Origin of the sequence: Streptomyces morookaense, from assembly GCF_013030945.1 — a bacterium.
GTDB lineage: Bacteria > Actinomycetota > Actinomycetes > Streptomycetales > Streptomycetaceae > Streptomyces > Streptomyces morookaensis.
The window spans coordinates 36720-56406 of record NZ_JABBXF010000051.1 but is presented as its reverse complement, the minus strand read 5'-3'; the positions used below and the strand labels follow the sequence as shown (position 1 = coordinate 56406).

General features: G+C 71.7%; 19 protein-coding genes. 9 read left to right on the top strand and 10 right to left on the bottom strand.

The annotated features are described in order from the left end of the window. Positions 1–64: 64 nt before the first annotated feature. From HG542_RS22190 to hutI, 3 genes are read left to right on the top strand one after another with little or no spacing between them, the layout of a single operon-like run. Positions 65–1252, top strand: coding sequence for an allantoate amidohydrolase (locus tag HG542_RS22190; protein ID WP_171084217.1), 1188 nt, complete (start codon positions 65–67; stop codon positions 1250–1252). Further along, positions 1243–2595, top strand: a complete 1353-nt coding sequence (locus HG542_RS22185) for a formimidoylglutamate deiminase (RefSeq protein WP_171084166.1) — start codon at positions 1243–1245, stop codon at positions 2593–2595. Before HG542_RS22190 ends, HG542_RS22185 begins: the two co-directional genes overlap by 10 nt. 20 nt (positions 2596–2615) lie before the next feature. Beyond that, the gene (gene hutI, locus HG542_RS22180; protein WP_171084164.1) at positions 2616–3791 is read left to right on the top strand and encodes an imidazolonepropionase; all 1176 of its coding nucleotides are present in this window, start codon (positions 2616–2618) and stop codon (positions 3789–3791) included. Here hutI and HG542_RS22175 read toward each other — a convergent pair. After that, on the bottom strand, positions 3731–4234 hold the full coding sequence (locus HG542_RS22175) for a nitroreductase/quinone reductase family protein (RefSeq protein ID WP_171084162.1): 504 nt from the start codon (positions 4232–4234) through the stop codon (positions 3731–3733). The genes hutI and HG542_RS22175 overlap by 61 nt on opposite strands. A gap of 61 nt (positions 4235–4295) precedes the next feature. Here HG542_RS22175 and HG542_RS22170 point away from each other — a divergent pair, with 61 nt between their 5' ends. After that, positions 4296–5420, top strand: coding sequence for a hypothetical protein (locus tag HG542_RS22170; protein ID WP_171084160.1), 1125 nt, complete (start codon positions 4296–4298; stop codon positions 5418–5420). A 28-nt stretch (positions 5421–5448) separates the two neighbouring features. Here the strand turns inward: HG542_RS22170 and HG542_RS22165 are convergent, their stop codons facing one another. Then, on the bottom strand, positions 5449–6348 hold the full coding sequence (locus HG542_RS22165; RefSeq protein WP_373313078.1) for an RNA polymerase sigma factor SigF: 900 nt from the start codon (positions 6346–6348) through the stop codon (positions 5449–5451). A 231-nt stretch (positions 6349–6579) separates the two neighbouring features. On the opposite strand from HG542_RS22165, the gene HG542_RS22160 reads away from it, so the two are divergent. Together HG542_RS22160 and HG542_RS22155 are read left to right on the top strand one after the other, a co-directional pair. Next, positions 6580–6948 (top strand): STAS domain-containing protein, encoded by a 369-nt coding sequence (locus tag HG542_RS22160; protein ID WP_171084157.1) that lies wholly within the window; start codon positions 6580–6582, stop codon positions 6946–6948. A 173-nt stretch (positions 6949–7121) separates the two neighbouring features. After that, positions 7122–7604, top strand: a complete 483-nt coding sequence (locus HG542_RS22155) for an ATP-binding protein (protein ID WP_171084155.1) — start codon at positions 7122–7124, stop codon at positions 7602–7604. Between the two features lie 84 nt (positions 7605–7688). On the opposite strand, the gene HG542_RS22150 is transcribed toward HG542_RS22155, so the two are convergent. Beyond that, complete coding sequence (locus HG542_RS22150; RefSeq protein ID WP_171084153.1) at positions 7689–8846, bottom strand: acyl-CoA dehydrogenase; 1158 nt, start codon at positions 8844–8846, stop codon at positions 7689–7691. Positions 8847–8991: 145 nt separating this feature from the next. Between HG542_RS22150 and HG542_RS22145 the strand changes: the two genes are divergently transcribed. After that, the gene (locus tag HG542_RS22145; protein WP_171084151.1) at positions 8992–10332 is read left to right on the top strand and encodes a UDP-glucose dehydrogenase family protein; all 1341 of its coding nucleotides are present in this window, start codon (positions 8992–8994) and stop codon (positions 10330–10332) included. 73 nt (positions 10333–10405) lie between these two features. On the opposite strand, the gene HG542_RS22140 is transcribed toward HG542_RS22145, so the two are convergent. Genes HG542_RS22140 through HG542_RS22130 form a run of 3 tightly spaced genes read right to left on the bottom strand, consistent with a single transcriptional unit; the run spans position 10406 to position 13343 of the window. Beyond that, entirely contained in the window at positions 10406–11599 is a 1194-nt protein-coding gene (locus HG542_RS22140; RefSeq protein WP_171084149.1) for a dipeptidase, read from the bottom strand. Positions 11600–11610: 11 nt separating this feature from the next. After that, a complete protein-coding gene (gene purE, locus HG542_RS22135) occupies positions 11611–12147 on the bottom strand; it encodes a 5-(carboxyamino)imidazole ribonucleotide mutase (RefSeq protein ID WP_171084147.1) in 537 nt (178 codons plus the stop codon). Continuing rightward, positions 12144–13343 (bottom strand): 5-(carboxyamino)imidazole ribonucleotide synthase, encoded by a 1200-nt coding sequence (locus HG542_RS22130; RefSeq protein ID WP_171084146.1) that lies wholly within the window; start codon positions 13341–13343, stop codon positions 12144–12146. Before HG542_RS22130 ends, purE begins: the two co-directional genes overlap by 4 nt. A 141-nt stretch (positions 13344–13484) precedes the next feature. Here HG542_RS22130 and HG542_RS22125 point away from each other — a divergent pair, with 141 nt between their 5' ends. Continuing rightward, a complete protein-coding gene (locus HG542_RS22125; RefSeq protein ID WP_171084144.1) occupies positions 13485–13991 on the top strand; it encodes a GtrA family protein in 507 nt (168 codons plus the stop codon). Between the two features lie 5 nt (positions 13992–13996). On the opposite strand, the gene HG542_RS22120 is transcribed toward HG542_RS22125, so the two are convergent. Together HG542_RS22120 and HG542_RS22115 are read right to left on the bottom strand one after the other, a co-directional pair. Then, entirely contained in the window at positions 13997–15244 is a 1248-nt protein-coding gene (locus tag HG542_RS22120; protein WP_171084142.1) for a sensor histidine kinase, read from the bottom strand. A 10-nt stretch (positions 15245–15254) separates the two neighbouring features. Then, the gene (locus HG542_RS22115) at positions 15255–15935 is read right to left on the bottom strand and encodes a response regulator transcription factor (RefSeq protein WP_171084139.1); all 681 of its coding nucleotides are present in this window, start codon (positions 15933–15935) and stop codon (positions 15255–15257) included. A 474-nt stretch (positions 15936–16409) separates the two neighbouring features. Between HG542_RS22115 and HG542_RS22110 the strand changes: the two genes are divergently transcribed. Further along, positions 16410–17945 (top strand): peptide MFS transporter, encoded by a 1536-nt coding sequence (locus HG542_RS22110; protein ID WP_171084138.1) that lies wholly within the window; start codon positions 16410–16412, stop codon positions 17943–17945. Here the strand turns inward: HG542_RS22110 and HG542_RS22105 are convergent. Further along, positions 17902–18888 (bottom strand): hypothetical protein, encoded by a 987-nt coding sequence (locus HG542_RS22105; RefSeq protein ID WP_171084136.1) that lies wholly within the window; start codon positions 18886–18888, stop codon positions 17902–17904. The two genes, HG542_RS22110 and HG542_RS22105, sit on opposite strands and share 44 nt — an antisense overlap. Further along, positions 18885–19685: a COG1470 family protein gene (locus tag HG542_RS22100; RefSeq protein ID WP_171084134.1), complete on the bottom strand. Its 801-nt coding sequence runs from the start codon at positions 19683–19685 to the stop codon at positions 18885–18887. The genes HG542_RS22105 and HG542_RS22100 overlap by 4 nt, the downstream gene beginning before the upstream one ends. Positions 19686–19687: the final 2 nt, after the last annotated feature.

Here is a 19687-nt window from a genome sequence, read left to right as displayed (position 1 = left end):
ACCGCGCCCCGAAAGGGGCGCGACCAGCCACAACGGACCCGCACCCGCACCCTCGTTCCACGAGATGTGGCGCGACCTGCTCCCCATCGGCCGCAACGCGGCCACCGGCGGTTACCGCCGCTTCGCCTGGACCGGAGCCGATGCCGACTGCCGCGCCTGGTTCCGCGAACAGGCCGAGCGCCGCGGTCTCACCTACGAGCTGGACCGCAACGGCAACCAGTGGGCCTGGCTCGGCGACCCGGCCGGTGACGACGCCGTCGTCACCGGCTCCCACCTCGACTCCGTCCCCGACGGCGGCGCCTTCGACGGCCCCCTCGGCGTCGTGTCGTCCTTCGCCGCCCTCGACGAGCTCCGCGCCCGCGGCGCCCGGCCGAACCGCCCCCTCGCCGTCGTCAACTTCGGCGACGAGGAGGGAGCCCGCTTCGGCCTCGCCTGCGTCGGCTCCCGGCTGACCGCCGGACAGCTCACCGTCGACAAGGCGCACGCGCTCCGCGACGCCGACGGGATCACCCTCCCGCAGGCCATGGAACGCGCCGGGTACGACCCGGACGCCATCGGCCCCGACCCCGAACGCCTCGCCCGCATCGGTGCGTTCGTCGAGCTGCACGTCGAACAGGGCCGGGCCCTGGCCGACACTCCGCACCCGGTGGGCGTCGCGTCGGCGATCTGGCCGCACGGCCGCTGGCGCTTCGACTTCCACGGCGAGGCCAACCACGCCGGCACCACCCGCATCGAGGACCGCCGCGACCCGATGCTGACCTACGCCAACACCGTCCTCGCCGCCCGCAAGAAGGCCCGGCTCGCCGGTGCCCTGGCCACCTTCGGCAAGGTGAGCGTCGAGCCGAACGGCGTCAACGCCATCGCCTCGCTCGTCCGCGGCTGGCTGGACTCCCGCGCCGCCGACGAGGAGACCCTCGCCGAGGTCGTCGCCGCCGTCGAACAGGCCGCGGTCGAGCGCGGCAAGCGCGACGGCGTGGACGTCCGGATCACCCGGGAGTCCTTCACCCCCGTCGTCGAGTTCGCCCACGGCCTGCGCGACGAACTGGCCAAGATGCTCGGCGGCGCACCGGTCCTGCCCACGGGCGCGGGCCACGACGCCGGTATCTTGTCCGGCACCGTTCCCACCGCCATGCTCTTCGTCCGCAACCCCACCGGCGTCTCGCACTCGCCCGCCGAGACGGCCGCCGAGGACGACTGCACGGCCGGAGTGACCGCACTCGCCGACGTACTGGAGGGCCTCGCGTGCCGGTGACCGTGACCTACTGGGCCGAGCACGCCTGGATCGACCCCGCGGTCGAACCGGGCGTGGCCATCGAGGTGTCGGACGGCCGCATCACGGCCGTCCGCACCGAGGTGCCGACCCCGCCGCCCGGGGCCACCCTCCTGCGGGGCCTGACCCTGCCGGGGCTCGCGAACAGCCACAGTCATGCTTTCCACCGGGCCCTCCGCAGCCGCACCCAGGTCGGCTCGGGCACCTTCTGGACCTGGCGCGAGGTGATGTACCAGGCCGCCCAGAACCTCACCCCCGACTCCTACTTCGCCCTCGCCCGCGCCGTCTACGCCGAGATGGCGCTGGCCGGCATCACCTCCGTCGGCGAGTTCCACTACGTCCATCACGCCCCCGGCGGCACGCCCTACGGCGACCCCAACGCCATGGGCGAGGCCCTGACCGAGGCCGCGGCCGCAGCCGGCATCCGCATCACCCTTCTCGACACCGCCTATCTCTCGTCCGGCTTCGGCGAGCCCCCCAACCACCACCAACTGCGCTTCTCCGACGGCACGGTGGACGCCTGGGCGGACCGGCTCTCCGCCTTCAAGCCCGCCGACGCCGGCCACGTCCGGATCGGCGCCGCCGTGCACTCCGTGCGCGCCGTGCCCGCCGATGCCCTGGCGACCGTCGCCGCCTGGGCCGCGGAGCGCGACGCCCCCCTGCACGTCCACCTCTCCGAGCAGACCGCCGAGAACGACGCCTGCCGCGCGGCGCACGGCTGCACCCCCACCCGGCTCCTCGCCGACCACGGCGTCCTCGGCCCGCGCACCACCGCCGTGCACGCCACGCACCTCACCGACGAGGACATCGCCCTCCTCGGCGGCTCCGGCACCGGCACCTGCATGTGCCCGACCACCGAGCGCGACCTGGCCGACGGCATCGGCCCCGCCGCCGCCCTGCAGCGCGCGGGCTCCCCCCTCTCCCTCGGCAGCGACAGCCACGCCGTGATCGACCTGCTCGAAGAGGCCCGCGCGATGGAACTCGACGAGCGCCTGCGCACCCGCACCCGCGGCCACTGGACGGCGGCCGCCCTGCTGCGGGCCGCCTCCGCCGACGGTCACGCCGCCCTCGGCCGGCCCGACGCGGGCCGGCTGGAGGCGGGCGCGCTCGCCGACTTCACCACGCTGGCACTGGACTCCGTCCGCACCGCGGGACCGCCGCCCCGGCTCGGCGCCGAGACGGCCGTATTCGCCGGGACCGGAGCGGACATCCGGCATACGGTGACCGGCGGCCGGCACATCGTCCGCGACGGGGTCCACCAGCTCGTCCCGGACGTGCCCCGCGCCCTGGCCGACTCCATCGCCGCGCTGACCGGCGGACGTTGAAGGCGGAGGAAAGCACCCCGATGACCACAGCGACCACAGCCATCACGAACATCGGCAGTCTCGTCACCAACGACCCCTCCCTCGGTGCAGGCCCGCTCGGTCTGATCCAGGACGCGGCGGTCGTCGTCGACGGCGACCGCATCGCCTGGGTCGGTGCATCCAGGAAAGCACCCGCCACTGACAACGCCGTCGACGCCGCGGGCCGCGCCGCACTCCCCGGCTTCGTCGACTCCCACTCCCACCTGGTCTTCGCGGGCGACCGCACCGCCGAGTTCAACGCGCGGATGTCCGGGCAGAGTTACAGCGCGGGCGGCATCCGCACCACCGTCGCCGCCACCCGCGCCGCCACGGACGAGGAACTGGAGGCCAACCTCCTGCGATACGTCCGCGAGGCGCTGCGCCAGGGCACCACGACCCTGGAGACCAAGTCCGGCTACGGCCTGACCACCGCGGACGAGGCCCGCGCGCTGCGCATCGCCGCCGCCCACCTCGACGAGGTGACCTACCTCGGTGCCCACATCGTCTCCCCCGACTACGCGGCGGACCCGGAGGCCTATGTGGCCCTGGTCACCGGCGAGATGCTGGACGCCTGTGCCCCGCACGCCCGTTGGGTCGACGTCTTCTGCGAGAAGGGCGCCTTCGACGGCGACCAGGCCCGGACGATCCTGGAGGCGGGCCGGGCCCGTGGCCTGACCCCGCGCGTCCACGCCAACCAGCTCGGGCACGGCCCCGGCGTCCAGCTGGCGGTGGAGCTCGGCGCGGCCTCCGCCGACCACTGCACGCACCTGACGGATGCGGACGTCGACGCGCTGGCGGGCGGCGACACCGTGGCCACGCTCCTCCCCGGCGCGGAGTTCTCCACGCGGGCGCAGTGGCCGGATGCGCGCCGCCTGCTCGACGCGGGCGCGACGGTCGCCCTGTCCACGGACTGCAACCCCGGCTCGTCCTTCACCAGTTCCGTCCCGTTCTGCATCGCGCTGGCGGTGCGGGACATGGGCATGACGCCGGACGAGGCGGTGTGGTCCGCGACGGCGGGCGGCGCGGCGGCCCTGCGCCGCACGGACATCGGCCGCGTGGCACCGGGCGCCCGGGCGGACGTGCTGCTCCTGGACGCCCCGTCCCATGTCCACCTGGCCTACCGGCCGGGCGTCCCGCTGGTCTCGGCGGTCTGGCAGCGGGGCGTCCGGGTGGTGTGACGCCGCAGCGCGACGAGCGGTGTGACCCGGCCCGCCTGCAACGCCCGTTCCCGGAAGGCGGCGAACGCCGGGTCGGCGGCGATCTGCCGTGCCCACAGGGCGTCGTGCTCGGCCGCGTCGACGAGCCCGGCGCGGGCCGCGTAGCGCTCCTCGCCCACTTCGACGGTGATGTCGTCTGGCGCGGCCATCGCATTGCGGAACCAGGCGGGCGCGGTGGGCGCGCCGCCGTTGGACGCGAAGACGACGAGCCGTTCGCCGTCCGGCAGATGCACCAGCGGCGTCGTCCGCAGCAGCCCGCTGCGTGTACCGCGCGTGGTGAGCAGCAACAGCTTCACACCTGCGAACTGCCCGCCGACGCGGCCTCCGTTGGCCCGGAACTCCTCGATGACGCGGAGGTTGAAGGGATTGCTGTTGTGTGCGGGGTTGGTGTTGTCGTCCGGCATGGCCGCAACGCTAGATTCTCACACCGGTGTGAAGGTCAAATCCGAGGTGTGGGGGGGCAGGATGACGAACAACCCGGGCAGACCGGCCTTACCGGTGGCCCGCCGCCGACGGATCGAGGGGCGGTCGGCGCGCGTGAGCCGCCGGGTGGGCACGGTGGCGACCGTCCTGGCGGGGACGGGCGTGCTGAGCCTGGTGCTGTACGCCACGCGCTGCGCGGAACCGCTCTCGGTGATCGGCGCCGGGCTGCTGGTCACCGGCGCGGTGGCCGCCGTCGGGGCGGGGCTCGGGTTCCTGTTCGGCGTTCCCCGTGCCCTTGCGGCGCAGCCCGAGGGGACGCCACCGCAGGAGGAAGCGCGGCCCGCCTACGCGGCCAACACCAACCTGGAGCAGGTCTCCGACTGGCTGACCAAACTGCTCATCGGCGCCGGCCTCACCCAACTCGACAGCCTGGCCCGCCTGTTCAAGCGGCTCTGCAGGGACCTGGCCCCCGGCTTCGGCGCCCGGGCCGACAGCGCGGTCTTCGCGGGGGCGCTGACGGTGGAGTTCCTCATACTGGGCTTCCTCAGCGGCTGGCTCGTCACCCGGCTGCTCCTCGCCTCGGCGCTCTCCGAGGCGGACAGCAAGGCGCTCCAGAGCTTCGTGGAGGCCGAGACCCTGTCCGACCGCGGACGGCACGACGAGGCGGACACCTTGCGGGCCCTGGCCCTGGAGCAACTCGGGTCCCCGCAGCGGGAGGCGCAGCGCTACGACGAGCTGCGCCGCCGGCTTCCGTCGGGCAGCCACCGCACCATCCAGCTGCAGGCGGTGGTCGACGCCGCCCGGGCCTCGGCCCGGGATTCCGGCCTCGGCCCGGAGCAGGTGAAGGAATTCTTCGGCCGCGGAAGCGAGGGGGAGCGCGTCTACGCACTCGCCCTCATGCAGGGCGCGCCGGATCCCGCGCACCTGGATGCGGTCCTGGATTCCCTCACCCGGTCCCGGTCGGCCTTCGAGCAGTACCAGTCCCTGGTGGCAGCGGAGTTGCTGACCCCGTACCTGGCACAGCCGGAACGCAACCGGCTGGCCGCGGCTTTGCGCACGCAACTGGCTCCCGGCGGGTTCGTCGCCCGCTCGTCGGAGCGCAGCCGACTGGCCGAACGGATACTGCGGGTGCTCGAGACGGCCGACGAAGCAGAGCCCGGGGCCTGACCGGCTGCGGTCAGGCCCCGGCGGTCCGCTACTCCTCCGTCAGCAGCCCCCGCCGCAGCTTCACCAGCGTGCGCGACAGCAGCCGCGACACATGCATCTGGGAGATGCCCAGCTCCTCGCCGATCTCCGACTGCGTCATGTTCGCCACGAAGCGCAGGGAGAGGATCTTCCGGTCCCGGGGCGGGAGTTCGGCGATCAGCGGCTTGAGGGACTCGACGTATTCGACGCCTTCCAGGCTGTTGTCCTCGTAGCCGATGCGGTCCGACAGCGAACCCTCGGTGTCGTCCTCCTCCGTCTGGGCGTCCAGCGAGCTCGCGGTGTACGCGTTGCTCGCGGCCATGCCCTCGACGACCTCGTCCTCCGACAGGCCGAGGCGTTCGGCGAGTTCGGCGACGGTGGGGGAACGGTCCAGGCGCTGCGCCAGTTCGTCTCCCGCCTTGGCCAGGTCCAGACGGAGTTCCTGGAGGCGGCGCGGGACGCGCACCGACCAACTGGTGTCGCGGAAGAAGCGCTTGATCTCGCCGATGATGGTCGGCATCGCGAAGGTCGGGAATTCGACACCGCGGCTGAGCTCGAAGCGGTCGATGGCCTTGATGAGGCCGATGGTGCCGACCTGGATGATGTCCTCCATCGGTTCGCTGCGGGTGCGGAACCGGGAGGCGGCGAACTTCACCAGGGCCAGGTTGAGTTCGACGAGTGTGTTGCGGACGTACGCGTAGTCGTGGGTGCCCTCTTCGAGCGATTCGAGGCGCGCGAAGAGCGTCTTGGACAGCGCCCGTGCGTCGACCGCCCCGATCTCCTCGTAGGGAGGTATTTCGGGGAGCCCGTCGAGACCGGGGTCCCGTTGCTCGGGCAGGATTGCCGACGAGGCGGTCTCCTGGGGGGTGGAGCGCTTTTCGTCGAGCCGGGGTGACATGGTGTCCTCCATCATTCTCGGCATATGGCAGCCGAAGCCGTGACCTTTTGCTGCGGTTTGCGGCGCCTCCAAAGCCGTCCGTGGTGGATGTCCTCCTCTAGCCCTACCGGTCTTTGCCCTGCGATCGCAAGTGGCGTTTGTCCGTATATGGCCGGATACGCCGGAACTTTGGCTTCCGGAGCGCGTAAGGAAGGCGTAGGGTTCCACGGAGCATCACGCGCGGCACACCACGAAGGGATGCGCATGGACTGCGGTAAAGCCGGCAGTGCGAGCAGGGGTCGGCTGAAAGTCGAGTTCCGGCATCTCGGAAGAATGGCGGTCCTGACGCCCGCGGGTGAGCTCGATCACCATACGGCGGATCTGCTGCGTGAACTCCTCGACTCCTGTGTCGAGGAAGGTGCTCTCCGTGTCGTCGTCGACTGCGCGCAGCTCGAATTCTGCGATTCCACCGGACTGAATGTGCTCCTGGGCGCCCGGCTCAAGGCCGAGGCCGCCGGTGGCGCCGTCCATCTCGCCGCGATGGGGCCCGTCGTGGCCCGGGTCTTCGAGATCACGGGTGCCGGGGCCGTCTTCAGCATCCACGACACGCTCGACGCGGCACTCGCCGACTGAGGTCTTCGCAGGCCACCCCTCTCTTTTTCGACCGCTGTCGCTCCGTTGCCTGTGTCACAGGAGCCGCCTCGAATCCGTGGGTGTTCTCACGGTTCGCCGGGGCAGGAGACAGCTGACCCTGTGATGTGCGAGATGACCCCTTCTGAATCGGTGATCGGTGAGGTGAAGAGCTGATGAGCACCACTCGGCCGTCCCCGCCGTCGCCGGACGACCCCGGCCCGGGGGCCGACGGCTCGGAGCAGCCGGGCGGCCTGCGCCGTCGGCTGCGCCTCGTCGATGTCAGCGGTGCCGTGCCGCTCTCACGCGACTTCACGCGCCAGGCCCTGCACGACTGGGGCTGGCTCCCGGCGGCCACGGCCGACCACCGCGCCGCGGCCGAGGACGTGCTGCTGGTCGTCTCCGAGCTCGTCACGAACGCGTGCCTGCACGCCGACGGTCCGGAAGAGCTCTGCGTCACCCGCACCGGCAAGGTCCTCCGCCTGGAGGTCTCCGACCTCGGCGCCGGCACCCCGGCCCCTCGCACCCCGCATCGCGCGGGCCGCCCCGGCGGTCACGGCATGTTCATCGTCCAGCGCCTGTGCCTGAACTGGGGCGTGATCCGCCACGAGGGCGGCGTGGGCAAAACGGTATGGGCGGAACTGGCAGGGCCGTCGTAGGAAGGGGCGCCGACAACCCGCACCCGGGTACGGCAAAGGCCCCGACGGCGAACCGCCGGGGCCCATGGAGCCGGCCGCAGTGCCTTACGGCAGGTTCCGCGCCATCACAATGCGCTGCACCTGGTTCGTGCCCTCGTAGATCTGCGTGATCTTCGCATCCCGCATCATCCGCTCCAGCGGGTAGTCACGGGTGTAGCCGTAACCGCCCAGCAGCTGGACCGCGTCCGTGGTGATCTCCATGGCGGCGTCCGACGCGAAGCACTTGGCCGCCGCGCCGAAGAACGTCAGATCGCCGTCCAGGCGCTCGGACTTGGCCGCTGCCGAGTACGTCAGCTGACGTGCCGCCTCCAGCTTCATCGCCATGTCGGCGAGCATGAACTGGATGCCCTGGAAGTCCGCGATCGGCTTGCCGAACTGCTTGCGCTCCTGGACGTACGCCTTGGCGTAGTCCAGCGCGCCCTGGGCGATGCCGAGGGCCTGGGCCGCGATGGTGATACGGGTGTGGTCCAGGGTCTTCATCGCGGTGGCAAAGCCCGTGCCCTCCTCGCCGATCATGCGGTCGGCGGGGATGCGGACGTTGTCGAGGTAGACCTCGCGGGTGGGGGAGCCCTTGATGCCGAGCTTCTTCTCGGGGGCACCGAAGGAGACGCCCTCGTCGTCCTTCTCCACCACGAAGGCGCTGATGCCCTTGGAGCGCTTCTCCGGGTCGGTGACGGCCATGACCGTGTAGTACTCGGAGACGCCCGCGTTGGTGATCCAGCGCTTCACGCCGTTGAGGACGTAGTGGTCGCCGTCCCGCACGGCACGGGTCTTCATGCCCGCCGCGTCCGAGCCCGCGTCCGGCTCGCTCAGGCAGTACGAGAACATCGCGTCGCCCTTGGCGAGCGGGCTCAGGTACCGCTTCTTCAGGTCGTCCGAGCCGGACAGCGCCACCGGCAGCGAACCGAGCTTGTTGACCGCCGGGATCAGGGAGGAGGACGCGCACACGCGGGCCACCTCCTCGATGACGATCACGGTGGCGAGCGCGTCCGCGCCCGCGCCGCCGAACTCCTCGGGGACGTGCACCGCGTGCAGGTCCGCCGCCGTGAGGGCGTCACGCGCCTCCTGGGGGAAGCGCCCCTCCTCGTCCACCTCGGCCGCGAACGGAGCGATCTTCGCCTCGGCGAGCGAGCGTACGACCTTGCGCAGCTCGTCGTGCTCCTCGGACGGCCGGTACAGGTCGAAGTCCTTTGATCCCGCCAAGGCGTACTCCCCAGAGAGTTAACTACCGTTTAGTAACCCCGATTCTAGGGCGGCCCTCCGGAGTGCGCCTACGTGAGCTTGCCGACAGGGACGTATGCTCGGGCGCGCAGTCCAGCCAGTGTCGTAGTACGTATGGAGCACACGCATGGCCCTCAAGATCACTGTGATCGGCACCGGGTATCTCGGCGCCACGCACGCGGCGGCCATGGCCGAGCTCGGCTTCGAGGTGCTGGGCCTGGACGTGGTCCCCGAGAAGATCGAGATGCTCTCGCGGGGCAAGGTCCCGATGTACGAGCCCGGCCTCGAGGAACTGCTGCGCAAGCACGTCGCCGGGATCGAGGGCTCCACCGGGCGGCTGCGCTTCACGACCTCCTGGGAGGAGGTCGGCGAGTTCGGCGACGTCCACTTCGTCTGCGTGAACACTCCGCAGAAGCACGGCGAGTACGCGTGCGACATGTCCTTCGTCGAGAGCGCCTTCGCGGCGCTGGCGCCGCAGCTGAGGCGCCCGGCGCTGGTCGTCGGCAAGTCCACCGTGCCGGTCGGCAGCGCCGCCCGGCTCGCGGAGCTGCTGGCCGATCTGGCGCCGGCGGGGCGCGACGTGGAGCTCGCCTGGAACCCGGAGTTCCTGCGCGAGGGCTTCGCCGTCCAGGACACCCTGCAGCCGGACCGCATCGTGGTCGGCATCGGCGGGGAGCGCGGCGAGAAGCTGCTGCGCGAGGTGTACGCGATCCCGATCGCGGAGGGCTCGCCGTTCGTCGTCGCCGACTACCCGACCGCCGAGTTGGTCAAGACGGCCGCCAACTCCTTCCTCGCCACCAAGATTTCCTTCATCAACGCCATGGCCGAGGTCTGCGAGGCCGCCGACGGCGATGTGGCCAAGCTGGCCGAGGCCATCGGGCACGACGAGCGGATCGGGAAGAAGTTCCTGCGGGCGGGCATCGGCTTCGGCGGCGGGTGCCTGCCGAAGGACATCCGCGCCTTCATGGCCCGCGCCGGCGAACTGGGCGCCGACCAGGCCCTGACCTTCCTGCGCGAGGTCGACTCCATCAACATGCGGCGCCGCGCCCACATGGTCGAGCTCGCCCGCGAGACGGTCGGCGGCAGCTTCCTCGGGCAGCGGGTCGCCGTCCTGGGCGCCTCGTTCAAGCCGGACTCGGACGACGTCCGCGACTCGCCGGCCCTGAACGTCGCCGGGCAGATCCATCTGCAGGGCGGCCAGGTGACGGTCTACGACCCCAAGGGCATGGAGAACGCGCGCCGCGTCTTCCCCACGCTGACGTACGCGCCCTCGGCACCGGAGGCGTGCCGGGGGGCGCACGTGGTGCTGCACCTCACGGAGTGGGGGGAGTTCCGGGAGCTGGACCCTGCGGCGCTGGCGGAGGTTGTGGCCGAGCCACGGATCCTGGACGGCCGCAACGCGCTGGACGCTGCGGTGTGGCGTGCCGCCGGCTGGACGTACCGGGCGATGGGCCGCCCCCGGGTGTGACGCGCCCGCGCCCCGTCAGGGCCGCGGGAACTGCGTGACCGGCCACGGACGGCCCGCAGTTCCCGCGCAGCGCTCAGCCGTCCAGCTGCTCGATCGTCGCGATCGACGGGCCCCGGCGCGCCCCGAGATCGGCCGCGACGTCCTCACAAGCCCGCAGCACGCGCACCGCATTGCCCCACGTCAGCTTCGCCAGGTCCCCCTCCGACCAGCCCCTGCGCAGCAGTTCGGCGATCAGGTTCGGGTAGCCCGAGACGTCCGCCAGGCCGTCCGGCGTGAACGCCGTGCCGTCGAAGTCGCCGCCGATGCCGATGTGGTCGACGCCGGCGACCTCGCGCATGTGGTCCAGGTGGTCCGCGACCGTCGAAGCCGTCGCCCGCGGGCGCGGGTTCGTGGCCTCGAAGGCGTGGTGGACCGCCATGCCCTCCGGCGAGCGGTCGAGCGGGTGCAGGCCGTGGGCGCGCATGTTCTCGTCCGCGGCGCGGGTCCACTCGACCGCCGCGGGGAGGATGAACTTCGGGACGAACGTGGCCATGGCCACGCCCCCGTTGGCGGCCAGCGCCGCGAGCACGTCGTCGGGGACGTTGCGCGGGTGGTCGCACACCGCACGGGACGAGGAGTGCGAGAAGATCACCGGCGCCTCGGTCACCCGCAGCGCGTCCCGCATCGTGTCGGCGGAGACGTGCGAGAGGTCGACGAGCATGCCGATGCGGTTCATCTCCCGCACGACCTCCTCGCCGAAGCGGGTCAGGCCGTTCGCCACGGGGGTGTCCGTCGCCGAGTCCGCCCAGGCCACGTTGTCGTTGTGCGTGAGCGTCATGTAGCGGACACCGAGCTGGTGCAACGCCCGTAGCGTGGCGAGGGAGTTGTTGATGCTGTGGCCGCCCTCGGCGCCCATGAGGGAGGCGATGCGGCCCTCGGTGCGGGCGGCCTCCATGTCGTCGGCGGTGAGGGACAGGCGCAGCTCGCCGGGGTAGCGGTCGGCCATCTGCCGCACGATGTCGATCTGTTCGAGCGTGGCGCTGACCGCCTCGTCGCCCGCCATGTCCGTGCGCACGTAGACGGACCAGAACTGGGCGCCGACCCCGCCCGCCCGCATCCGGGGCAGGTCGGTGTGCAGGCCGGTGGCGCTCTGGTCGGCGGCGATGTCGCGCCGGTCCAGGTCGTAGCGGACGTGCTCGCGCAGCGCCCAGGGGAGGTCGTTGTGACCGTCGACGACGGGGTGCGCGGCCAGCAGTTCGCGGGCGCGTTCGAGGTGTGCAGACGTCATGGTCGCCATCGTCACTTACCGAACCCGAAACCGGCGCTTCCGTCGACCTTGGCGCGCAGCCGCTTGCCCTTCGCCGTGGCCTGCTCGTTGAGCTCGTCCTGGAAGCGCCGCATGCGGGCGAGGAGTTCCTCGTCGTGGGCGGCGAGCATCCGCACGGCCAGCAGGCCCGCGTTGCGGGCGCCCGCGACGGAGACGGTGGCGACGGGCACCCCGGCCGGCATCTGGACGATGGACAGCAGCGAGTCCATGCCGTCCAGGTACTTCAGCGGTACCGGCACCCCGATCACCGGCAGCGGGGTGACGGAGGCCAGCATGCCGGGCAGATGGGCGGCGCCGCCCGCGCCCGCGATGATCGCCTTGAGCCCGCGGCCGGCCGCCTGCTCCCCGTACGCGACCATCTCGCGCGGCATCCGGTGGGCGGAGACGACGTCGACCTCGTAGGGGACCCCGAACTCCGCCAGGGCCTCGGCCGCGGCCTCCATCACGGGCCAGTCGGAGTCCGAGCCCATGACGATGCCGACGCGGGGGGTGGTGCCGGGGGCGCTCATTCCGTGATCGTTCCTCGCAGATATCCGGCGGCATGGCTCGCGCGCTCGCGCACGTCCGCCAGGTCGTCGCCGTAGGTGTTGACGTGTCCGACCTTGCGGCCGGGCTTCACGTCCTTGCCGTACATATGGATCTTCAACTGCGGGTCGCGCGCCATGCAGTGCAGGTACGCGGAGTACATGTCGGGGTAGTCGCCGCCGAGCACATTGGCCATCACGGTCCACGGGGCGCGCGGCCGCGGGTCGCCGAGCGGCAGGTCCAGCACGGCCCGGACATGGTTGGCGAACTGCGAGGTGACCGCGCCGTCCTGGGTCCAGTGGCCGGAGTTGTGCGGGCGCATGGCCAGCTCGTTGACGAGCACCCGGCCGTCGCGGGTCTCGAAGAGCTCCACGGCGAGGTGCCCGACGACGCCCAGCTCCTTGGCGATCTTCAGGGCGAGTTGCTGCGCGTGCGCGGACAGCTCCGGGGACAGCCCGGGCGCGGGCGCGATGACCGTGTCGCAGACGCCGTCGACCTGGACGGACTCGACGACCGGGTACGAGACGGCCTGGCCGTGCGGGGAGCGCACCACGTTGGCGGCGAGCTCGCGGACGAAGTCGACCTTCTCCTCGGCCAGTACGGGCACGCCCGCGCGGAACGCGTCGGCGGCCTCCGCGGGGGAGCGGACGATCCACACGCCCTTGCCGTCGTAGCCGCCGCGCACGGTCTTCAGGACGACCGGGAAGCCGTCGCCCTCGGTGGCGAAGCGCTCCACGTCGGCGGGGTCGTCGACGATCCGGTGCCGCGGGCAGGGCACCCCGATGGCGTCCAGCTTCGCCCGCATCACGCCCTTGTCCTGGGCGTGCACCAGGGCGTCCGGGCCGGGGCGGACGGGGATCCCGTCGGCCTCCAGGGCTCTCAGGTGCTCGGTGGGCACGTGCTCGTGATCGAAGGTGATCACGTCACAGCCTTGTGCGAACGCACGAAGGGTCGCCAGGTCGCGGTAGTCGCCGATGACGACGTCGCCGACCACCTGGGCCGCAGAGTCCTGCGGGGTGTCGCTGAGCAGCTTGAACCTGATGCCGAGGGGGATGCCCGCCTCGTGGGTCATACGGGCGAGCTGGCCGCCGCCGACCATGCCGACTACAGGGAACGTCACGGCACCAGGGTATCCGTACGCACGAACCACTCTCGCCCCTCCTGGATGATCCTCCAACATGCGGGGAGGGTTTTGTCCGATTCCCCGGCGCCCGAAAGCATCTCGAATGCCGGATGAAATCCGCGTGAGAATACGGAGGTTCGCCGTCTGTTTACCCACTCCCGGACTCGGCGCCATCCACCGCTGGTTAGCATGAACAGCATGACTCAACGGCGCACAGTGCGTTCCCGGCTGGAGCGGCTGGCCCGCGAAATCGCGAAGTTCGGTGCCGTCGGCGCCATCGGGTTCGTGGTCAACCTCGCCGTGTTCAATCTCTGCATCCACGGCCTGCACCTCGCCGTGGTGCGCTCGGGTGTGATCGCCACCGTCGTCGCGATCGGTGCCAACTACGTCGGCAACCGCTACTGGACCTACCGCGACTGCGACCGGAGCCGGCGCAGCCGTGAGCTCACGCTCTTCCTGCTGTTCAGCGGTGTCGGCCTGGTGATCGAGAACGGGATCCTGGCGCTGTCGCACTACGGCTTCGGCCTGACGTCGCCGCTGGCGGACAACGTCGCCAAGAACGTCGTGGGACTCGGGCTGGGGACCGTCTTCCGGTTCTGGTCCTACCGGACCTGGGTGTTCCGGGCCATTCCGGCGCGGGAGGCCGTGGAGACGGCCGAGTCCTTCCTGGCGGAGGCGCCGGAGCACGTCGGGGCGCGCCGGTAACCCGGTTACGGCGCCTCCGGGTCCGCGCCCATCGACAGGAACAGTGCGAAGACCGGCGGCCGTTGCTGCAGGAGTTCCAGGCGGCCGCCGTCCGCCTCCGCGAGGTCGCGGGCGACGGCCAGGCCCAGGCCCGTGGAGTTGCGGCCGCTGACCGTCCGCTCGAAGACCCGCGAGCCGAGGTCCGGCGGGACGCCCGGTCCCTCGTCCGTGACCTCCACGACCGCCTGGTTGCCGGTGACGCGGGTGCGCAGGGCGACCGTTCCGGTGCCGTGCATCAGCGAGTTCTCGATGAGCGTCGCCAGCACCTGCGACACCGCACCGGGCGTGCCCACCGCCTGCAGGCCCTGCTTGCCGGAGCGCACCAGGGCCCGGCCGCTGCCGCGCGTGGCGGGGCGCCACTCCTCGATCTGCTGCTTGATGACCTCGTCGAGGTCGAAGGTGACCGCCGAACCCGTCTGCGGATCGCGGGAGTTGGTGAGCAGCCGCTGGACGACGTCGGTGAGCCGCTCGACCTGGGTGAGCGCGATCGTGGCCTCTTCCTTCACCGTGTCCGGGTCGTCGGTGAGGGTGATCTCCTCCAGCCGCATCGACAGGGCGGTCAGCGGCGTGCGCAGCTGGTGCGAGGCGTCGGCGGCCAGCCGCCGCTCGGCCGTGAGCATCCGGGCGATCCGCTCGGCGCTGCCGTCCAGCACGTCGGCGACCCGGTCCAGTTCGGGCACCCCGTAACGGCGGTGCCGGGGACGGGGGTCGCCCGAGCCCAGCCGCTCGGCGGTCTCGGCGAGGTCGGTGAGCGGGGCGGTGAGCCGGTTGGCCTGGCGCACGGCGAGGAACACCGCGGCCACCACGGCCAGCAGTGCCACCGTGAGGATCACCAGCAGGGTGCGGCCGACCTCCCGGCTGACCGCGGAGCGGGACTCCTCGACGCGGACGGTCTCGCCCTGCTCGCCCTTCTCCGTCGCCGTGATCACGCCGCCGGTGGGCCGGTCCCCGAGCTCGATGACGGGCCGGCCCGGGATCTCGATCCGGGCGTACCGGTCCGGGGTGAACTGCTCGCGCAGCACCCCGGACTCCACGCGTTCGCCGCCGAGCAGCCGGGAGTCGACGATGCCCGTCAGCCGGACGGCCTCGGTCTGGACGCTCTCCTGGGCGCTGCTCTCGATCGTGCGGGTCTCGACGATGACGAGCGAGATGCCGAAGACGGCGATCACGACCAGGACGACGGCGAGCGTGGAGTTGATCAGTCGGCGGCGCACTGTGCGGGTATCAGCTCTTCTCGAAGCGGAAGCCGACGCCGCGGACGGTGGCGATGTAGCGCGGGTTGGCTGCGTCGTCGCCCAGCTTCTTGCGCAGCCAGGAGATGTGCATGTCCAGGGTCTTGGTGGAGGACCACCAGGTGGTGTCCCAGACCTCGCGCATCAGCTGGTCGCGGGTGACGACCCGGCCGGCGTCCCGGACGAGGACGCGCAGCAGGTCGAACTCCTTGGCGGTGAGCTGGAGTTCCTCGTCGCCCATCCAGGCGCGGTGGGACTCGACGTCGATCCGGACGCCGTGGGTGGCGGGGGGCTGCTGGTGGGACTCGACGGTGCCGCGGCGGAGCAGGGCCCGTACACGGGCGAGCAGTTCGGCCAGGCGGAAGGGCTTGGTGACGTAGTCGTCGGCGCCGGCGTCCAGGCCGACGACGGTGTCCACCTCGTCGGCGCGGGCGGTGAGCACCAGGACGGGGAAGCCGTGGCCTTCGTTGCGCAGCCGGCGGCAGACTTCCAGGCCGTCCATGCCGGGCAGCCCGAGGTCGAGGACGAGCAGGTCCACCCCTCCCTTGAGGCCGGCGTCCAGCGCCGTGGGACCGTCTTCGCGTACGTCCACCTCATACCCTTCGCGGCGCAGCGCGCGTGCGAGCGGTTCCGAGATGGAGGCGTCATCCTCGGCGAGCAGTACTCGGGTCATGCAAGTGATGGTAGTCCGCCCGGCCGCACGTCAGAGGAGTACTCAGGGCTACCCGGGGCAACACTTCGACAGAAGGGTTACCACCATCGAACATGCGCGAACGGTTCCCGGCCCGCCTGTGATCCATGTCTCAACGCCTTCCATAAGCGGGCAGGGTCTGACGTATGGTGCTGGGAACGTCTGTAGCACAAGGGGGACTTTCGGCTGGGCCACACACTTCGCCGGAGGTCTCTGTTGTGTACAGGGCCGGGTACCCCCGGGCCTGTCACAGTGAATGACCTGTCGGCCGGGTCCGTCGCGCGAGGATGCGCGGGGGCGTGGATCCCGGGAGTACGGCTGTCCTGCCGGATCCTCGTTGCGAGGAGCCGAACCCCTTGGGCGTGGGGGCGGGCAGCGCTGTAACCGGTGCCGGCCTACCCCCACCCGGGCGCGCATCAGCTCCATACCGCGCGTCCCGAGACACAAGGATCGACCATGGCGTCCAGCCTGACGAAGGGACCTGCCGAGGCGGAGAAGACCTCTCCTGCCGCGAGCGAGAAGACCTTCCTCGGCCATCCGATTGGCCTGGCCCCGCTCTTCATGACGGAGATGTGGGAGCGCTTCAGCTACTACGGCATGCGTGCCCTTCTCGTCGTCTACCTGATCGCCGGCGGCCCCGACGCCAAGGCCGGCAGCCTGGGCGGCGGTCTGGCCATGCCGAAGGCCAGTTCGGTGGCCATCTACTCCGTCTACGTGGCCATGGTGTACCTGCTCGCCATGCCCGGCGGCTGGATCGGCGACCGGATCTGGGGCCCGCGCAAGACGGTCACCGTCGCGGCGAGCACCATCATGTGCGGCCACCTGCTGCTGGCGGTTCCGGGCAAGCCGACCTTCTTCATCGGCCTCGCGCTGGTCGCGATCGGTTCCGGTCTGCTCAAGGCCAACATCTCCACGATGGTCGGCCACCTCTACGACGGTCCCAAGGACCCGCGCCGCGACGGTGGCTTCACGATCTTCTACATGGCCATCAACATCGGTGCGTTCTTCGCCCCGCTGGTCATCGGCACCGTCGGCCAGAAGGTCAGCTGGCACCTGGGCTTCAGCATCGCCGCCGTCGGCATGGCGATCGGCCTCGCGTTCTTCCTGTGGGGCACCCGCCACCTGAACCCGCGCAGCAGCGAGGTCCCGACCCCGCTGACGGCCGAGGAGCGCAACTCCTGGCTGAAGAAGGGCCTGATGTGGCTCGCCGTCGCCGCCGTCTTCTACGGCGTCGTCGGTGGCACCGGCCACTTCACGATGAACTGGGCCACCGTGCCGCTCGCCCTGCTGGGCCTGGTCATCCCGATCTCCGTCCTGGTCCGCATCAAGCGCGACAAGGAGCTCTCGGACACCGAGCAGACCAAGGTCAGCGGCTACATCTGGTTCTTCGTCGCCGCCGCGGTGTTCTGGATGATCTTCGACCAGGCCGGTTCGACCATGTCGACCTTCGCCGAGTCGAAGACCGCGGACAACGTCTTCGGCATCAACTTCCCGTCGACCTGGTTCCAGTCGGTCAACCCGCTGTGGGTCATGGCCCTCGCCCCGGTCTTCGCCTCCGCGTGGCTGGCGCTGGCCAGGCGCAACCGCGAGCCCAGCACCACCGTGAAGTTCTCCATGGCGATGATCTTCGCCGGTGCCTCGTTCGTCATCTTCGCCATCCCGATGTCGATGGCCACGGGCGGCCACACGGTGAGCCCCGCCTGGCTGATCGCGATCTACATGGTCCAGACCATGGGTGAGCTCTGCCTCTCCCCGGTCGGCCTCTCGCTGACCACCAAGATGGCGCCGCAGAAGTACGCCAGCCAGATGATGGGCGTCTGGTTCCTCGCCGTCACCGCCGGTGACTGCGTGACCAGCCTGCTCGCCACGGGCGGCGTCAACCTCGACGGCATCGGCGTGATCCTCGGCGAGGCGGCCGCCGCCGTCCTGGCCGGCGCCGCGATCTGGGTCAACCGGAAGAAGATCGTGGCCCTGATGGGCGACGTCCACTGACGGACCCCGTACCCGTACCGAGTGCCCCCGGCGCGTTCCCGCGCCGGGGGCGCTTTGTCGTCCGGCGCGGTTTCCGCCGGCGCGGCTTCCGCTGCGGCGGACGGATCCGGTCGACCACCGCCATCCCGAGCCGGTAGACGCCCGCCGGGATCACCACGCACAGCAGCACCCAGAACAGCGTCACGCCCCACGGGCGGCTCACGTCCCATGGCTCCTCGACGAGCAGCCTGCCCCCGTACTCCAGCGAGACCAGGTAGTCCCCGTACGCCCCCGCCGCCAGCTCCACGTCCAGCGCCACCCGTGCCGTGCGCCCGGGCTCCACGGTGCCGCGCCAGTGGCGGTCCTCCCAGGAGGGGGCGAGGACGCCGTGCGAGGTGCCGAGCCGGAAGACCGGGTCCCGGGCCGGCGTGGTGCCCACGTTGCCGACGGTGAGGACGAGCGTCCGCTCCGGCGGTGCGCCGAACCACGTCAGCAGCCCGTCACCGCCCTGCAGGCGCGCCGCCAGGATGCTCAGCCGCTCCCCGCCCTCCTGGCGCGGCAGCGTGGCGCTGGGGTGCCCGGAAATGGTCAGTGCGGCATCGGCGGCAGCGGGCGTGCCCATGACGGTCGCCACGTGGACGACACAGGGGCAGGGCGTGGGCGGTGCCGGGACCGGGATGTTCCGCCGGAACGTGCCGTCGGCGGCGGTGGTGACCGTGCGGCCGTCGGCGTTGGCGCAGGAGCCGGTGCCGCCGATCATGTTCTGCCCGCACACCAGCAGCGTCAGCAGCGCCCCGGGCCGCCAGCCCGCGCCGGTGACGGTGGCGCTGCCGCCCTTGACGGCCTCGCCCCCGCTCACGACCGCCGTGGGCCCGTCGGCCGCGGTGGCGGGTGCGGTGCAGGGCCCGGCCAGGAGCGCGAGGAACAGGAAGGCGCACTGCACGGCCCGCACCACCGCTCTCACGTCCGCACCACCTTCCGGCGCCGCCGTATCAGCAGGCCGGCCGCCGCGGCGGCCACGGCCGCGCCCAGTCCCGGCAGCAGCCAGGGCAGCGGCGTGTATGTGCCCGAGGCGGTGGAGTGCGCAGCGCCGGGCGCCGTGGCGGTGACGCTGACCCGGACCCGGTCCAGTCGCGGGGCACCCGGCCACGGCTCCGCGAGCCGGACGCCGCGCCCCGGCGGCAGCTCCGCGGGCACCCCGTCCGCCGCGCGGTGCAGCACCTCGCCGAAGACGCCGGCGGCACGGATCTCCAGGTGCGGGGCGAGCACGGTGTTGCCCCGGTTGACCAGCGCGTAGTGGATCACGGTGCCCCGGCCCGTACCGCTGACCCGCACGTGCTCGACCGACAGCGCCGCCAGCGTCGGCCCCGTGACGCGCACGGTCACCGGCACCTGCAGCTGCCTGCCGTCCCCGCCGACGGCCACGGCGGCCGGGTGCTCGCCGGGCACCGCGCCCGTGGGCACGGTCACGCTCAGCGGTACGTCCGCGCGGGTGCGCGGCGGGACCCGCACCCGGCGCTCGGCCAGGGCGATCCACGCACCGGTGGCGCGCAGCTCGACGGTGCGGGGTGCGGTGCCGGGGTTGACCACCGACAGCCTGTCCTCGAACACGGTGCCGGGGGCGCCTTCCAGGGCGATCGCGGACCGTCCGCCGGCCGGCGCGGCCCACCACGGCTGCGGCTCCGCGGCGGCCGGTGCGGCGAACAGAGCCGCTGCGACGGCCGGGACGGCCAGGGCCGCCGCGCGGGTACGGGGCTGCACCG

What these genes read in the sequence shown, in the direction of transcription:
- HG542_RS22140 (WP_171084149.1), bottom strand. Translation starts at nt 11,599, where the DNA reads ATGACGTCTGCACACCTCGAACGCGCCCGCGAACTGCTGGCCGCGCAC.
- HG542_RS22115 (WP_171084139.1), bottom strand. Translation starts at nt 15,935, where the DNA reads ATGACCCGAGTACTGCTCGCCGAGGATGACGCCTCCATCTCGGAACCG.
- HG542_RS22170 (WP_171084160.1), top strand. Translation starts at nt 4,296, where the DNA reads ATGACGAACAACCCGGGCAGACCGGCCTTACCGGTGGCCCGCCGCCGA.
- HG542_RS22145 (WP_171084151.1), top strand. Translation starts at nt 8,992, where the DNA reads ATGGCCCTCAAGATCACTGTGATCGGCACCGGGTATCTCGGCGCCACG.
- HG542_RS22165 (WP_373313078.1), bottom strand. Translation starts at nt 6,348, where the DNA reads ATGGAGGACACCATGTCACCCCGGCTCGACGAAAAGCGCTCCACCCCC.
- purE (WP_171084147.1), bottom strand. Translation starts at nt 12,147, where the DNA reads ATGAGCGCCCCCGGCACCACCCCCCGCGTCGGCATCGTCATGGGCTCG.
- HG542_RS22130 (WP_171084146.1), bottom strand. Translation starts at nt 13,343, where the DNA reads ATGTTGGAGGATCATCCAGGAGGGGCGAGAGTGGTTCGTGCGTACGGA.
- HG542_RS22160 (WP_171084157.1), top strand. Translation starts at nt 6,580, where the DNA reads ATGGACTGCGGTAAAGCCGGCAGTGCGAGCAGGGGTCGGCTGAAAGTC.
- HG542_RS22175 (WP_171084162.1), bottom strand. Translation starts at nt 4,234, where the DNA reads ATGCCGGACGACAACACCAACCCCGCACACAACAGCAATCCCTTCAAC.
- HG542_RS22110 (WP_171084138.1), top strand. Translation starts at nt 16,410, where the DNA reads ATGGCGTCCAGCCTGACGAAGGGACCTGCCGAGGCGGAGAAGACCTCT.
- HG542_RS22190 (WP_171084217.1), top strand. Translation starts at nt 65, where the DNA reads ATGTGGCGCGACCTGCTCCCCATCGGCCGCAACGCGGCCACCGGCGGT.
- hutI (WP_171084164.1), top strand. Translation starts at nt 2,616, where the DNA reads ATGACCACAGCGACCACAGCCATCACGAACATCGGCAGTCTCGTCACC.
- HG542_RS22155 (WP_171084155.1), top strand. Translation starts at nt 7,122, where the DNA reads ATGAGCACCACTCGGCCGTCCCCGCCGTCGCCGGACGACCCCGGCCCG.
- HG542_RS22125 (WP_171084144.1), top strand. Translation starts at nt 13,485, where the DNA reads ATGACTCAACGGCGCACAGTGCGTTCCCGGCTGGAGCGGCTGGCCCGC.